Below are 15,537 nucleotides of genomic sequence, written 5' to 3'. Positions count from 1 at the left end.
TGCATCCCGTCAGCCTCCGATGAACGCTTCGCGGAACGCGTCGATGGCGACGCGCAGCGAGAGTTGCGGTTGGTCGAGGTAGCTGACGAGCTTGCTGATCTGGTGATCGTTTTGCGCATGGGCGTCGATCCACTCGGGATCGTCGATATCGATGTTGTGGGCGGCGTAGGTCTGCGGGTCGACGACGCTCAGCAGCGTCTTGGCCGACGCGCCGTTGAAGCCGATGATGAGCCGTTCGCGCTCGGCGATCGTGCCGATGAAGATCGCGAGCTCGAAGTCGGCCTGCGCGACGAACGGTGCGATCAGTTCGAGCCAGAACGCGGCGACGAGGCTGCGGTAGAACGGATCGACCGGCAGCGGCAGCGTGAGGCCGCGCTCGATGTGCGACGAGCCGCTCTGCATCACCGGCCGCAGCAGCGAGCCGAGCGCGAGCATCGCGCCGCGCAGCCGCACGGGATGACCGCTGTCGAGCAGCATCTCCTGGAGGCCGTACAGCGACTGGTGTTCGACGAAATCGTTGAAGGTGCCGTCATGCGACGTGCCGGGGCCGCCGACGTCGATCGGCACCTGCGTGTCGCCGAGCGCCTGCAGCGCGCCGGGCGGCTCGTCCTTGCCGAGCAGCGGCGGGATCTGCGTGGCGACGCGTGACCACAGCCGCGCGAACGCGAGCGGGCTGCGCGCGAGGAACGCGAGCGGCCGGTCGACCTCGAGCGCCGTTGCGCCGAGGAACGGGAAGCGGCGCATCGACACGTCGTGGCTCGCGACCATGTGGCCCGCGATCGCGAGCTTGCTGCGCGAGCCGAGGAACGCGAAATGCATCGGCTTCGCATCCTCGTAGACGAGCTTCCAGCGCGGATCTTCCGCGAGCAGTTCGAGCGCTTGCGCGATCCAGCGGTCGAGCGTCTGCAGCAACTGCGGATTGTGCTGGCTCTTTACGAAGTCGCCGCGCGACGGAATCTTGCCGAAGTAGGCGATCTGCGCCTGTACGGTTTGCGTCATTGCGCCCCCTGTGCATTCGTTGCGTTGGCGGCCGCGACGGCCGGCGCTGCGCCCGGCGTGCCCGTGCCGGACTGCGTCGCGTTCTGCGCGGCGCCCGCGCTCGCGTCGGCGACCGACGACGGCAGCTGCAGGCCGCGCAGGCTCTGCTGCTGCGGCTGGTCGCTGCCGCCACCGCCGGACGGTTGCGACGTGCTGATGATGCGCATCGTCACCGACACGTTCACGCTGCCCTGTGCCCACGTCAGGTCGAAGGTGCCGTCCGGACGGCGCTTGCGTTGTGCCGAATTGATCAGCTTCTCGAGACCGTAGCGGCCCGGCTCGTTGACGAGCTGCACCGTGCGGCCGTCGAAGGTCGTCGCGGACAGCGTCGCGCCCGGCGAACCTTGCGGGTTCGGCCACACGAAGTTGGTCCACTGCGGCGGCGTGTTGCGGTAGCGCAGCTGCTGGCCGTCGATCGCGATCGTGTATTCCGTCGTGCCCGTGCTCGGCTGCGGCAGGATCTGGAACACGGTCTGCGGCTCGGACGACGCGGCTGCGCTGCCTGCCGCACCGCCCGCGAGCGGCGCGACCCAGCGCGCGAAGCCGTTCGTGAAGTCCGGCGTGAGGCCGATGCCCATGTCGCCCCACGTGCGGGCGGCGAGGGTGTCGCCGCGGCGCACCGCGAGCGGCCCGAGCGTCGTGCCGACGAACTTCGCGATCGAGCCGTCCGGACCGAACACCTGCGCGATTTCACCGGCGCCGGCCTCGACCTTCGCGCTCGCCGCGAACGGGTACTTCGTCGCGAGCGAGTTCTGGAACGGCTGGTAGACCTGCGCGTTCCACACCTTGTTGACTTCGGCGCTGGCCGGCTGGATCACGACCGCGAACGCCTGCATCAGCGGCCGCACGAGCAGCGGACGCAGCGACTTGCGTTGCGAATCGGTGAGACCCGTCAGCATCTGCTCGTCGACGAGCTTCAGCGAATCGGCGAGTTCCGAACCGTTGCCGTCGAGCGTCTGCTGCATCAGCTGGCGCGCGCCCGGACCCGGGTCGCCCTGGTTCTTGATCACGTTGAAGCGCGTGCGGACCTTCGACAGCGAATCCATGTAGCCCTTGAGCATCGACGTGCCGTCATGCGTCGCGACGATCCGCGCGAGCCCGATGAACTCCTGGCCGATCGGACCCATCGGCACCTCGGCCGGATTGCCGTTGATGTCGATGTTGGCGGCCGCCACCTGGCCGGCCTGCGAGCGCGAGAACAGTTGCTTGACCCAGTTCACGACGCCGGTCTGCGCCTTCTTGATCGTCACGTTCGCGAGCGACGGGTTGTCCCACGACGTCTGGTCGTACGCGGTCTCGAGGATCTTGCGGATCGGCGAATCCTGCGGGTCGCCGAGGCGGTTCATCCCGTCGACGGCCTGGCCGAAGCTGCTGAAGCCCTGCACCGCGATGCCCTGCATGAACTTCTGCCAGTGCTGTGCGTACTCGGTCTTGTACATGCCGACGAGCGTCTTCTGGATCTGCTCGGGGCTGCCCTCGAGCGTCAGGTCGTCCTGCGTCGACGTGTTCAGCACCCAGTCCTTCGCCTGCAGTTCCTTGGTCGCCGCGTCGCGGATCGCCGGCTGCACGTAGTCGAACCACGCTTCGCGCGTGAACGTGCCCGGAATCGCGTAGCTGCCTGCTACGAGCCCCTGGTTGCCGTCGCCGACGATGCGCGCGATGGTCATCGGCGCGAAGCGGGTCGACGCGCGTGCCTTGATTTCCTCGTACACGCGCTGGCGGGCCGGCATCCCGCGCACGACGTGGCGCAGGTTCTCGCGGGTCTGGTCGACGAGCGCGAGGTTCGCGTCGATCATCGGCCAGTCGTCGTCGTTCACGCGCGACAGGTAGAACGAGATCATGCGCTCCGCGCTCTTGATCATCTCGTCACGCGGCATGTTGCCGCGATTCGTCTCGAGCCAGCCGCGCCAGAAACGGGCGAGCTGGTCGGTCAGGTGCGCCTGCTCGACGTGCCGCTTGTCGGACAGCATCAGGTACGTCTTCAGCGCGTTGTACGCGTCCTGCACGTTGGTCGGCGACGCGTCGCTGTAGAGGCCACCCTGCGGTGCGGCGGGCTGTTGCGCTGCTGCAGCCGGCGCGGTGCCGGACGCGGCCAGTGCGGCACCGGCCTGCGGCGCGGCGCCTGCCGCGTTCGTCGAGACCGGCATCGCGCCACCCTGCACGGCGCCCGATTCGGGCGGGCGCGTCATCGGAACGAGCTGTTCGGGGTGCGCGTTCACGTCCTTCATGAACGACGCGAGGTTCTGCGACACGGGGGCCAGCAGGATCTGGCGCACGCCGTTGTAGTACTCGGTCAGCAGGTGCTGCTCGAGACGGTCGCCCTGGTACAGGCCGAGCGACACCGACAGCGGCTTGTCGCGGCGGAACTGTTCGAGCTGCTCGATCCGGTCTTCGAGGATGTCCATCGCCTGCAGGCGCGACTGCAGGTCGTTGCGGCCCTGCTGCAGGCGCGTGACGTTGTCGAGGTCGGCCTGTACGTTCGAGACGAGCTGCTGGTTGCCGATCGTCGACCAGGTCCAGCCGCCCAGCGCGATCGCGAGCGCCGCGACGAAGCCGAAGAAGGTCGCGTAGCGCAACCGAGTCTTGGTCGGGCTCGCGAACTGCCGCACCGTCTGGCGGTCCGCGAAGATCACCTTCGAGAACAGGTCGCGCAGGAAGAAGCCGTTCTTCGAGAACGCACTGTGCGGCTTCGGCAGCGCGTTGCCGTCGAGGCCGAAGCGATGCGCGATGCGCTGCGCGGCCGTGCTGTTGGTTTCGCCTTCCTGCAGCGCGCTGGTGAAGTAGAAGCCGCGGAAGATCGGCTTGTACTGGAACGGGTTGTTCTCGAACAGCGTCGCGAGGAACGCGCGCAGCGACGGCTTGATCGTCGAGAATTCGAGCGGGAAGCTCAACTGGCCCGGCGACAGCTGGTTGCCGCGCGACAGCGACAGCTGCGCGACGCTGATCTCCTTCAGCCCTTCGTAGAGTTGCTCGAAGTGCGTGTCGAACTGCGCGACCACGTCGCGCTTGTCGTCGGGCTCGTAGGGCAGGGTGGCGCCCCACACGCGGTCGTACTCGTGCTTGTCGTTGCTGCTGAAGAATTCGGTGAAGCCGGTGATCAGGTCGGCCTTCGTGAACATCACGTAAACCGGTGCGAACACTTCGAGCTTCTCCGTCAGCTCCTGAACGCGCTGACGGAGGTTTTTCGCGAGGTTGATCGCAAATTCGGGGCGGTTGCCGGTGAGTTCGGCGATGCTCGCGGTGACGATGATGCCGTTGATCGGCGCCTTCGGGCGATAGCGCTTGAGCAGGCCGAGGAAGCCGAGCCATTCGCTGCGGTCTTCCTCGTGCACCGAATAGCGCCCGGCCGTGTCGAGCAGGATCCCTTCGGTGGTGAAGAACCAGTCGCAGTTACGCGTACCGCCGATGCCATGGATCACGGCGCTGTTCTTGTCCGCGAACGGGAACTGCAGGCCGGAATTGAGCACGGCGCTGCTCTTGCCCGCGGCCGGGTTGCCGATGACGATGTACCACGGCAGTTCGTACAGCGCGGAGCCGCCTGACACCTGGCCGATCTTCGACGTCTTGATCGTCTTCACCGCGTCCGACAGGCGCGTGCGCAGCACGTCGAGGTCGGCCGTCTTCGAGTCGGGGGCGAGCGCGGCGGCGGCGGGCGCGGCGATCTTGCCGGTTTCCGCCTGCTCTTCCAGCACCTGGCCGAGCGCCTGGTTCGCGCGCTTCACGCGCCAGCGGCGCCACAGCGCGACGACGAGCCACAGCGCGAGGATCGCCGCGAACGCGATCGCCGCCCACAGGAGCGGCAGCTGCAGCATGTCGGCGACGATGAAGAGGATGGCCGCTAGCGCGACGATCCCGACGATCGAGAGCGTACGCGGATGAGTCAGCACGTTGAGGATGCGTTGCATAGGACGTTCAGGTTCCGGTGCGATTCGGTGAGGCGACGCAGGCGCGCCGAGCGGCAAGGGTGGCGCCGCGATGTGTCGCCATGCTGTCAAACGGGATGAAGGGGGCTGGCATCAATGCGCCCGCGGCATCGGAGAAGGCGCGCGCATTAATGAAAGGACGCTGTGAGATTTAAAACGGAAGCGGCGGCCGGAAAAAATCGCGCACCGGAATGCATGATTTTTTGCGCCGCCTGTATCGCCCGTATCGTTTCCTGCCGGGATATTAAAAAGCCCCATGCCGCCCTCATTATTTCCTGTCCGGCAGCCCTGGCTAGCTGCCGCGTCCCAGTTTAAAACCGGGTTTATGGTATTCCACGTGCCCAAGATCCATCATTTTCCAGCGGCCCCCCCAGGTCAGGCCGACCTGTTCGGCGACCTGGCCATACAACTGGTAGCCGCGCATCGCCCACGGATCTTTCTCGGAAATGACCAGCTTGCCGTCGCGCAGGAATGCGTTGTCGGCCGCCAGCCCGAATTGGTGATAACTCTGGAAGGCCGCCGCGTTGGTCACGTTGCCGCCCATCGCCGCCAGCCGGTTCTGCCGTTCCGGGCTCCGATAACCTTCCAGCAACGCCATTTCATAACCATATTGTTCGTGCATGATCTTGTAGACCAGCAGCAAACGCGTACGGAAATCCGGATCCAGCAGGTTCCAGTCGCGGCTCGCATCCTTCAGCGCCGGGCGTACCTGTTCGACTTCCTTGGTGGCGAAGACTTCCGGCGGCAGCGGCGGGGGCGGCACGAGTTGTTCGCCCTGCAGCAGCGCGGCGATCTTCTCGTCGGGCACGCGCGCCGTGTCGTCGTACTGGAACAATTGCCGGCCGCGTAACGCAATGGCGACCAATGGCGGCGTCGCAAGAATACCTGCCGATACCATAATCATCAAGCGCCGCCGAATCAGTAAATTTTGCACGTCGTTTAAAGCACCGCGCGTAACGCTTGCCGATTTAACAATCTGACTCCGCGTACGCGCGGCGCGATCGTTCGCACGGCGCGTAAGACGGCCGTGAAACTGGGCGACGGATTCGAAAACGGTCGCGCGGATACCCGGTAAAAGCAACAGTGCCGCAACTGCTACGGCAAGGGCGAAATAGGCGACGAGTGCGACGGCAATCAAAGAAATCCCCGGAAATTGGAATTGATTGTGTTTTGCAATGCTTGCTCTTAGAATCAGGCTGCTTCGAGAGGCCGGGCTATATTATCGCGGTGAATTAAACCAGGATTCAATGAGACGCTGAATGAGTGCGCCGGAAAATTCAAATTCGAAATCTCCGCCCAGCCTGCTGTCCGACACCCAACCGGCAGGCGACGGAAGAGCTCAGCAGTCGCGCATTCTCGCGAATCTGGAAGGACGTGTCACGCCGCCGGCCGAACCGCCGCGCCGCTCGCTGAAGGCGCCGATCGCCGCCGTCGTGGCCCTGGTGGTTGCCGTCGGTGGCTGGGGCGCATGGCGCATGCAGCAGCACTCGGGCGAGCAGGTCGCCGCTGTAACGGCCGCCGCCGAGCCCGCGGCAGCCGCGCCGGCCAAGGCCGCACCGGCCAGCAATGCCGCCGTCGCGCAGAATGGTGCATCCGCCGCGTCCGCCGTCCAGCCGGCCACGATCGTCAACGACACTTCGACTTCCCAGACCGTTGCATCCGCATCGGCCGCGTCCGCCGCGGACAACAGCCGCCTGTCGCGTGCGCTCGCCAATGGCGCCGACGATGCATCGGGTGCAGCCGCAGCAGCCACGGCCGCCGCCGCGACGACCAAGACCGCGAAGGCCGACGCAGCGAAGAGCACGAAGGTCGCGGCGCATGGCAAGGCCGACACCAAGGCCGAGGCCCGCAAGCATCGCAAGGAACAAGAGGCGGAGCTCGCGCAGGCGAAGAAGCGCCGCGATGCGACGTCGACCCGTACCGCGAAGGCGGGCGGGAAGGACGATCCGGATGCGGATCTGCTCGCAGCGCTCGTCGCGCGCACGAAGCCGGCCGACAAGAAACTCGCCGCGCAGAAGGCGCAGGCCGTGCCGACCAAGACGGCCGCGACGACCGGCTCGCTGGCGTCGCGTGTGAAGGAGTGTTCGGAGCGCGGTTTCTTCGAGGATCAATTGTGCCGCTGGCGTGTCTGCGAGGGTCACTGGGGCAAGGATCCCGCGTGCCCGAGTGCCGCGCAGTCGGAGACGCGGCAATAACGCGTCTTGCGCATGCCGGCCTGCCGCACCTGCGCCGCCCACTGGGCGGCGCGTTGTTTTTGGGGCGCGGAAACGGCCGGTATGATGCGGCGTGACGCTGTCACCGGCGCGTCACGCCCGTCGGGCATACGTCTCCTTTCCTTTTCCGGCGCGGGCGCGCGACCCGCTATGCGTGGCGCGCCGCGCGCCGCACGACCTTCGACACGATGGACCTGATCGTACAGACTTACGGCGCCGATACGTCCGGCATGGTGTGTGGATTCCGCTTCGTTCCGGGCGGATCCGGCACGATGCTCGATGCGGACGCGGCCGGCGCGTGGCTGCGCACGTGCCGCGAGCACGATGCCGCGTCGGACGATTTCGTCTGGCTGCACTTCAATCTCGCACACGGCGCGAGCGAGCGCTGGATGCGCACGCACCTCGGATTGCCCGACAGCTTCTTCGAATTCCTCCACGAAGGGTCGCGCTCGACGCGCATCGAACAGGAAGACGGTGCGTTGCGCGCGATCGTCAACGACGTGATGTTCAACCTCGAACTGACACCGTCGGAGATCGCGACGCTGTTCGTCCACGTCGAGCGGCGCATTATGGTCACCGCGCGGCTCAAGCCGCTGCGCTCGGTCGACACGCTGCGCGCGTGCGTGCGCGACGGCGAGCAGTTCAGGTCGCCGGCGGAGCTGCTCGTGCACCTGCTGCGCGACCAGGCCGACCTGCTGATCCAGATCATGCGGCGCACGAGCGTCGACGTCGATCGCATCGAGGATCGCTTCCTGTCGCAGCGGCTCACGTCGAGCCGCATCGAGCTCGGCGCGATGCGCCGCACGCTGACGCGCCTGCAGCGCATGCTCGCGCCCGAGCCCGGGTCGATCTTCCGGCTGCTCGCGAAACCGCCCGCCTGGCTGCACGTGGAAGACGTGCAGGAACTGCGCGAGTCGACCGAAGAGTTCTCGCTGGTGCTCGCCGATCTGGCCGGGCTCAGCGAGCGGATCAAGCTGCTTCAGGAAGAGATCGGTTCGCGTCTTGACGAGCAGAACAACCGGACGCTGTTCACGCTGACGCTCGTGACCGTGATCGCGTTGCCGATCAACATCGTCGCCGGCTTCTTCGGGATGAACGTCGGCGGCGTACCGTTCTCGGAGAACAAGCACGGCTTCTGGATGATGGTGCTGCTCGTGGCGGGCTTCACGGCGCTCGCCGCCTGGTGGGCATTTCGCCGGCGGGGCGACCGCTAGGGCACGTTCCCCTGTTTGGGAAAATTCATTCGTGGGGGCCAGCGCAAGCCCGTGATTAGCGGGAACCGGCCCTGGCACCACCTGCGCCGCATCGGCTCGTCAGCGCAGCAGCGCGATCGCGCGTTCACCGATCACCATCCCGAGCAGCCCGACCAGCGCGACGAGCGGCGGGGCCGGCGAGCGCACGTGCAGCAGCGCATACAACACGCCGACGCCGAGGCCCACCGCGAGCGAAGTCACGTAATCCGTCATGGCGGTCTCCCGTTCGATCCGGCGTCAGGGTTTGAGGATGACGCGCTCGCGCGCACCGGCCAGCACCGCGCGATACGCGTCGTGGGCGCGCTCGAGCGGGTACACGTAGTCGTCGCCGATCGGGAACGGGCGCAGCGTGCCGTTGCCGAAGCCGGGCGCGAGCGTGTCGAGGATCTGCGCGACCGCGGTACCACCGAGCTGCAGTGAATCGACGCCCACGAACGTGTGCTGGCCGCGATAGAACGCGAAGATGTCGAACGGTACGCTGCGCTCGATCGTCGAGATGAAGATCTGCCGCGCACCGATCGCCATCGACGCGTTCGCCGCTTCGAAGTACGGGCTGCCGACCGTGTTGTAGACGATGTCCGCGCCGTGGCCGCCGGTCGCCGCGCGCACCGCGTCGGCCACCGATTCTTGCGACGCGTCGATCATGTGCACGTCGCCCGATGCGTGACCGCGATAGCCGCCGGCGCTGCGCTCGACGCCGATCACGGTTGCGCCGTGCGCGGTCGCGAGCTGGATCGCGGCCTGCCCGACCTTGCCGTTCGCACCGAACACGAGCACGACGTCACCGGCCGTCGGCATGCCGGCGCGGCGCAAGCCCTCGTATGCGGTGACGAACGGCACCCCGACGCCGGCCGCTTCGTCGAGCGTCAGCACGGCGGGCTTGCGGCGCACCTGCGCCGCGTCGAGTACGAGCCATTGCGCGTGCGAGCCGTTACGCCCGACGCCGAGATCACCACCCGAGCCCCACACCGGCGCGCCGACCCAGCCTTCCGGGCCGCTGCGCACGATGCCGGCCCAGTCGCGCCCGGGCGTACGCGGCCACACCGCGTGCGGCATACGGCCGAGCGCGGCCTTCACGTCGCTCGGGTTCACGCCGGCCGCGCGCACCTCGATCAGCATCTGGCCGTCGGCCGGTACGGGCGTGTCGATTTCCCTGACCTGTGCGTCGAGTGACTCGATGTCGGCGGCGGGGGCGTCGAAGCGGATGCTGCGCATGATGATCTCCGTGGCGGTTGGCTGCCCCACGGCCCGGTGGGGCGGTGCGTGCAGCGGGTGAAAAGGATGAACGCAGTCTAGTCGGCCCGGTTTGACGCGGAAATGCGCAAAGGTGGATGATTGTTTTGCGATAAACGCATAGCCAAACCCGAAGGCCCCAAATGGACGACTTCCTTTCCCCGCACCTGGCGCTGTTCGTCGACGTGGTCGACCAGCAGAGCTTTTCGGCGGCCGCACGCCGGCTGGGCGTCGCCGCTTCGTCGGTCACGCGGCGCATCGACCGGCTCGAGACGCAGCTCGGCATCCGCCTCCTGCATCGCACCACGCATGCGCTGCGGCCGACCGAAGCCGGGCAGTTGCTGTATGGACGCGCGACACGGATGCTGGCCGAGCTGCGCGGCCTGCAGGAAGACCTGCACAGCCAGCACGACGAGCCGAGCGGGCTGCTGCGCGTCGACTGTCCGGCGCCGTTCGGCCGGCGGCACCTGATGGCCGCACTGGCCGCGTTCATGCAGCGTCATCCGGCGCTGCAGGTCGATCTGGTGCTGACCGACAGCATGGTCGATCTGCAGGGCACGCGGCTCGGCGCCGACGTCGATCTCGCGGTGCGCATCGGCCCGCTCGAGGACACACGCTTCGTCGCGACCGTGCTGGCGCCGCAGCGGCGCGTGCTGTGCGCGAGCGCGGCGTATCTCGCGCGGCGCGGCGAGCCCGAGTCGCCCGACGCGCTCGCCGGACACGACTGCCTCGCCTGGCACGGTGCGCCGCCGCCGGGCGCGTGGCGCTTCGGTGAGCGCCGCCACGTGCCGGCGCAGCCGCGGTTTCGCAGCAATCATTCGGAAGCGTTGCTCGAAGCCGCGATCGACGGGCTCGGGCTCGCGCACCTGCCGACCTGGCTCGCGGGGGGCGCGCTGCGCGACGGACGCTTGCGCGCAGTGCTGCCGCAGTTCGCGGCCGCGCCCGAGCCGGCGACGATCCACGTATTGCGCCAGCAGGCGCGCGGCACCGCACGCGCGTCGCGGCTCGTCGCGTTCCTCGCGACCTGGTTCGCGCAGCCGGCGTGGGATGCCGCGTGGGCGTGATGACGATGGTGGGCGGGCGGCGGGCGGCGGGCGGGCGGGCGGCGGCGGGCGGCGGGCGGCGGCGGGCGCCGCGCGGCGGGGCCGGCCGAGCGCCGGGCATGAAAAAAGGGCCTCGCTCGCGAGGCCCGTCAAAGGTCGGAGAAGCCGGTACGCCGGCCGGCCGCCGCAGGCTGCGCGGCACCGGCCGGGCGCGCACCGTTACTGCGTCACTACCTTGCGCGGCTTGAAGATGCCCTGGTATTGCAGTGCCGGGCGTTCCTTCGTCACCGGCTCGATGCCGCCGAAGGTCGGCGTCTGGCGCAGCTTCATTGCAGCCGGCGAGGCAACCGAGCCGATCGACGTCGAGCGCGACGCCGGCGCGAGGTTGTTCGCGACGAGCAGCGCGGCCTCGCTCTTCAGGTTCGCCAGCAGCACCGGATCGGTCGAGCCGTTGACCTGCGTGAGCAGCCCGCTCCAGGCCGCGTCGCTGTAGTTCACGACGTAGTAGTCGAGCCCGCTCGGGTCGGCCACCACGCCCGTGCAGCCGTCGATCCGCGTTTGCGTCTGCGTATCCTTCAGCGCGAGCGTCGTGCGTTTCGCGAGACCCTGGCCGTACGCGAGCGTGATCGGCACCGTCCACTGCAGGCCCGGATACGCGTTCTTGTTCGGGAACGGCTGCTGTTTCAGCGTGATGACCGTCTGGTTCTTGGTCAGGTCGCACTGCGTGTCGAGCGAGATCAGCGGCACGCCGGTCTGGCGGACGTAGCTGTCGCCGATCGCGCCGATCGCCTGGCCGCTTTCCTTCGACAATGCATCCCACAGGCGCTTCGGCGTGCCGTTGCCGAACGAGTAGTCGACCAGGTATTGCTGCAGACCCTTGCGCAGCGTCTGTTCGCCGAGATAGTTCTCGAGCGTCTTCAGCACGTGGCCGCCCTTGTCGTACGTGAACGCGCTGGCGCTCAGCACGAAGTCGTTCGAGGCCCAGCCGTTGAAGTTCGGCGCGACCGGGAAGGCGTTCGGGCCAATGTCACGATTGATCACGCGGTACTTGTTCTTCACCTGGTCGAGCCAGCTGAACTCGTTGGGGAAGAACTGGATCGTCGTCTTCGTCTCGAAGAACGTCGCGAACGACTCGTTGAGCCACACGTTGTCCCACCAGTCGGTCGTGACGAGATCGCCGAACCACTGGTGCGCGACTTCGTGCGTCAGCACTTCGTTGCCGTAGTGCGACATCGGCTGGCCCGGCTGCGGCAGGATGTCGTCGGCGAACTCGAGGATCGACCCCCAGTTCTCCATCCCGCCGAAGTTCAGGTCCTTCTGCGCCTTGAACGCGTCGTTCGCGGCCACCGTGTCGAACTTCGTGAGCGGCAGGGCAATGCCGGTGTAGCGGTAGTAGAAGTCGAGCGCCTGCTTGGTGCGGTCCATCGCCGGCTTCGCCCAGTCGCTCATGCCCGGCGGCGTGAACACGCGCAGGTGCAGGCCGCCCTTGCCGCCCGGCAGCGGGCTCGTGAAGTCGTCCTCGTAGGTGTCGAACAGGCCGCCGCCGAAGAACAGCAGGTACGACGGCATCGGCGGAGTCTTGTCGAACTGCACGAGCTTGTAGCCGCCGCCGACGTTGGTCGACGGCTTCTCGGCCGCGTTCGACACGACACGCCAGCTCTGCGGCACTTCGGCCGTCACTTCATAGGTCGGGCGGAACGCCGGCTCGTCCCAGCCGGGGAACCACTGGCGCGACAGGTTGGTTTCGCCTTGCGTGAGGATCGCGCCGCTCGTCTTGCCATCGGTGCCCTTCAGGTCGACGCGGAAGATGCCTTCCGCGGCCGAGCAGCCCGGATACGGATCGTCGCCGCAGCTGCCGCCGGTCTTCGCGACCGGATCGTCATACGACTTGAAGTTGATGATGCCCGACCATTCCATGTGCAGCGAATAGTTGCCCGGCGAGATCGAGCCGCTCACGGGGCGCAGCTGGTAGTAGTCGCCCTTGTCCTGCGGCGTCGCGATCAGCTGGATGTTGCCCGGCTGCAGCGTGATGCGGCCGTTCGTGAACTTGATCCGGTGGCCGGCGATCACGATGTTGTTGACCGGCTTCAGCACCTTGATCTCGACATCGGCGCGGCCGTCGAACGCGTTCAGCGCTTCGTTCGGGCGGAACCACAGCCGGTAGTTCACGGGTACCACGGTGTCCGGCAACTCGACAGGCGATACGCTCTTGTCGACGTTGGATGCGCTCGGCGGCGCGGCGACGGTGGGCGACGAGCCCGAGTGCGGCGCGCCGGCGGAGCTGAGCGCGGAAGCGGAGCCTGCACCGCCGTCGTCACCGCCGCACCCGGCGAGTGCGAGCGCGGCGACGAGCGGCAGATAACGCATCTTGCGAATATCGATCGACATGACTGAAACCTCGATTGTTGAAAGAATCGTTCAGTGCTGCGAAAACGCCGGCAAAAACAATCCCCTCGCCGTTAATCAACAGCGATGAAAATGCCAATGACGGATTATTCGAAAAGACGGTGGCCGACTACGTGAAGGTAATCATGGTTTACTGCCCCCTCTGGATTTCCGGATGTCGGTTAACTTGCCGGTTCAAAATGGCCGGGTGCGTGTTGTACTGAATTGATTTCGCGCGCACGACACGGAGCCGCACGCCCTGCGCGGGCGCGCAATCCCCTTGAACCGACGACCTACGGGGCTGGCCGGGCCGGGCCGCAGGATGGCAGGAAGGCGTGTCGCCATTCCGTAAAATCACCGTCATGCGGCTTCAAGGTTTGTCGGCTTGCTCGAAGGATGCGTAAATATACTTGATGGTTTTGGGTAAAGGAAACGAAAAATTTAGAAATTGCATCTATTGAATTCACGGTGCTTCATTGAATGCTGGAAAGCATTAATGCGCTTTCCGTTTGACTGCTATTTTCGTAGTTTTAATCTATTAACGATCTGGCGTGGCTGCGAAAACTACGAAACCCGGCGTACGGGGCGCGCTCGGTACAATGCAGCGACGCTCTGCCCACCGATTGCCGCGAGGAGGCCCTCCCATGCCACGAGCCCTGTTCCGTATCGCGCCGCTGCGCACCTTGCTGCTGCTGTTCGCCGCCGTATTCCTGCTCGGCGGTTGCGCGGGGCTGACGCGCGATTCCGTGCGCGTGTCGGTCGCCGGGCTCGATCCGCTGGTCGGGCAGGGTCTCGAGATGCGTTTCAACCTGAAGCTGCGCGTGCAGAACCCGAACGACGCGCCGATCGAATACGACGGCATCTCGGTGTCGCTCGATCTGAACGGCACGCCGTTCGCGAGCGGCGTCAGCGATCGCTCGGGCACCGTGCCGCGCTTCGGCGAGGCCGTGCTCGACGTGCCGGTTTCCGTGTCGGCCTTCGCCGCCGCGCGGCAGGCGTGGAACCTGCCCGGCGCGGCCGCGAACGGCGAGCTGCCGTATGCGCTGCGCGGCCGGCTCGCGGGCGGCGTGCTCGGCACCGTGCACTTCAACGACGCCGGCGCGCTGCGCCTGCCCGCGATGCCGGGGTGGGGCGGTTGAACCCGGCGCCCATGGCAATGCGCGGCGCGGGCCGCCCCCCGCGCTTTGCCGCGCGGGCAAAGCGCGGTATGGTGTGAGCCGCGCGGCGCCCGCATTACAGTCGCGCCGCCCGTTGAAGCCAACCGTAACCGAGTTCGCGTGACCGATTTCCCTGTTTTCCACTGGACCGACGCCGATGGCGCCGACCATGCCGTGTGCTGGCGCTCCGAAGCCGGCGTGCAACCGCCGAAGCGCGCGGTGCCCGCCGACGACCGTCTCACCGCCGACGCGGCCTACCGCCTCGCCTGCGAGGGCACCGCGCTCGTCTGGCAGGGCGACTTCCAGAATGCGCGCCAGCTCGTGCAGGCGATGGCGCGCCGTGTCGAGCGCAAGCCGAAGAAGGCGAAAGCCGCGGCCGGCGTCGACGCGTTCAACCTGCATCGTCTCGCACAGTCGCAGCGCGCCCGTACGCTCGGGATGCTGCTGATCCCGCTCGATGCCGACTACACGATCCCGCTGCGCCGCGCGCCCGACGTGCGAGCCGCATGCGAGGAGGCGTACGGCCCCGGCGGTGCGCCGTCGGTCGTGTCGCTACGTGAACTGCTCGGCCTCGTCGGCGCGCATGAGTGGCGCAAGAAGGGCGTGCCGATCCCGGCACTCGGCGGCGCGCCGATTCACCCGCACTACGGCGTGTTCTCGCCGGTGCGCGGCGAATACGTCGAACTCGTCGCGCGCGCGCCGCTGCCGGCGACGTCGCTCGCATTCGACATCGGCACCGGCACCGGCGTGCTGGCGGCCGTGCTTGCGTCGCGCGGCGTCGCGCGCGTCGTCGCGACCGACCAGGATCCGCGTGCACTGGCCTGTGCGCGCGAAAACATCGCGCGGCTCGGTCATGCGAGCCAGGTCGACGTCGTCGAAGCCGACCTGTTTCCGGCCGGCCGTGCGCCGCTCGTCGTCTGCAACCCGCCGTGGGTGCCGGCCCGGCCGAGCGCACCGATCGAATACGCGGTCTACGATCCCGACAGCCGCATGCTGCGCGGCTTCCTCGCGGGGCTCGCCGCGCACCTCGAGCCGGGCGGCGAAGGCTGGCTGATCCTGTCCGATTTCGCCGAGCATCTTGGCCTGCGGCCGCGCGACACGCTGCTGCAATGGATCGACGAGGCGGGCCTCGTCGTGCTCGGCCGCGACGACATCCGCCCCGCGCACCCGAAGTCGACGGACGCGGACGATCCGCTGCACGCGGCACGCAGTGCCGAGGTCACGTCGCTCTGGCGGCTCGGCGCACGAGCCTGATCGCGCATTTTCGGTAAACTGTCGCCATTCCTCACGAA

General features: G+C 67.3%; 10 protein-coding genes and 1 pseudogene. 5 read left to right on the top strand and 6 right to left on the bottom strand.

From position 1 onward, the window contains the following. Positions 1–9: 9 nt before the first annotated feature. From tagF to HAV18_RS36790, 3 genes are all read right to left on the bottom strand, one after another. The gene (gene tagF, locus HAV18_RS36800; protein ID WP_166965600.1) at positions 10–999 is read right to left on the bottom strand and encodes a type VI secretion system-associated protein TagF; all 990 of its coding nucleotides are present in this window, start codon (positions 997–999) and stop codon (positions 10–12) included. Continuing rightward, positions 996–4,943: a type VI secretion system membrane subunit TssM gene (gene tssM / locus HAV18_RS36795; RefSeq protein WP_166965598.1), complete on the bottom strand. Its 3,948-nt coding sequence runs from the start codon at positions 4,941–4,943 to the stop codon at positions 996–998. The genes tagF and tssM overlap by 4 nt, the downstream gene beginning before the upstream one ends. A 310-nt stretch (positions 4,944–5,253) precedes the next feature. After that, entirely contained in the window at positions 5,254–6,099 is an 846-nt protein-coding gene (locus HAV18_RS36790; RefSeq protein ID WP_166965596.1) for a M15 family metallopeptidase, read from the bottom strand. Positions 6,100–6,220: 121 nt separating this feature from the next. Here HAV18_RS36790 and HAV18_RS36785 point away from each other — a divergent pair, with 121 nt between their 5' ends. Next, entirely contained in the window at positions 6,221–7,156 is a 936-nt protein-coding gene (locus HAV18_RS36785; RefSeq protein ID WP_166965594.1) for a phage tail protein, read from the top strand. A gap of 206 nt (positions 7,157–7,362) precedes the next feature. Continuing rightward, on the top strand, positions 7,363–8,388 hold the full coding sequence (locus tag HAV18_RS36780) for a transporter (protein ID WP_166965592.1): 1,026 nt from the start codon (positions 7,363–7,365) through the stop codon (positions 8,386–8,388). Positions 8,389–8,490: 102 nt separating this feature from the next. Here the strand turns inward: HAV18_RS36780 and HAV18_RS36775 are convergent. Together HAV18_RS36775 and HAV18_RS36770 are read right to left on the bottom strand one after the other, a co-directional pair. Continuing rightward, positions 8,491–8,640 (bottom strand): annotated as a pseudogene (locus tag HAV18_RS36775) (DUF1427 family protein); the annotation flags it as partial. Positions 8,641–8,664: 24 nt separating this feature from the next. After that, positions 8,665–9,642, bottom strand: coding sequence for a zinc-binding alcohol dehydrogenase family protein (locus HAV18_RS36770; RefSeq protein ID WP_166965590.1), 978 nt, complete (start codon positions 9,640–9,642; stop codon positions 8,665–8,667). A gap of 161 nt (positions 9,643–9,803) precedes the next feature. On the opposite strand from HAV18_RS36770, the gene HAV18_RS36765 reads away from it, so the two are divergent. Next, entirely contained in the window at positions 9,804–10,724 is a 921-nt protein-coding gene (locus HAV18_RS36765; RefSeq protein ID WP_166965588.1) for a LysR family transcriptional regulator, read from the top strand. A gap of 198 nt (positions 10,725–10,922) precedes the next feature. Here the strand turns inward: HAV18_RS36765 and HAV18_RS36760 are convergent, their stop codons facing one another. Then, entirely contained in the window at positions 10,923–13,091 is a 2,169-nt protein-coding gene (locus HAV18_RS36760) for a M1 family metallopeptidase (RefSeq protein WP_166965586.1), read from the bottom strand. 641 nt (positions 13,092–13,732) lie between these two features. Between HAV18_RS36760 and HAV18_RS36755 the strand changes: the two genes are divergently transcribed. Beyond that, entirely contained in the window at positions 13,733–14,227 is a 495-nt protein-coding gene (locus tag HAV18_RS36755) for an LEA type 2 family protein (protein WP_166965584.1), read from the top strand. Between the two features lie 138 nt (positions 14,228–14,365). Further along, positions 14,366–15,499 (top strand): class I SAM-dependent methyltransferase, encoded by a 1,134-nt coding sequence (locus tag HAV18_RS36750; RefSeq protein ID WP_166965582.1) that lies wholly within the window; start codon positions 14,366–14,368, stop codon positions 15,497–15,499. Positions 15,500–15,537: the final 38 nt, after the last annotated feature.

Origin of the sequence: Burkholderia sp. D-99 (assembly GCF_011605345.1) — a bacterium.
GTDB lineage: Bacteria > Pseudomonadota > Gammaproteobacteria > Burkholderiales > Burkholderiaceae > Burkholderia.
The sequence above is the reverse complement of the archived record's forward strand: the minus strand, read 5'-3'. Positions and strand labels throughout refer to the sequence as shown.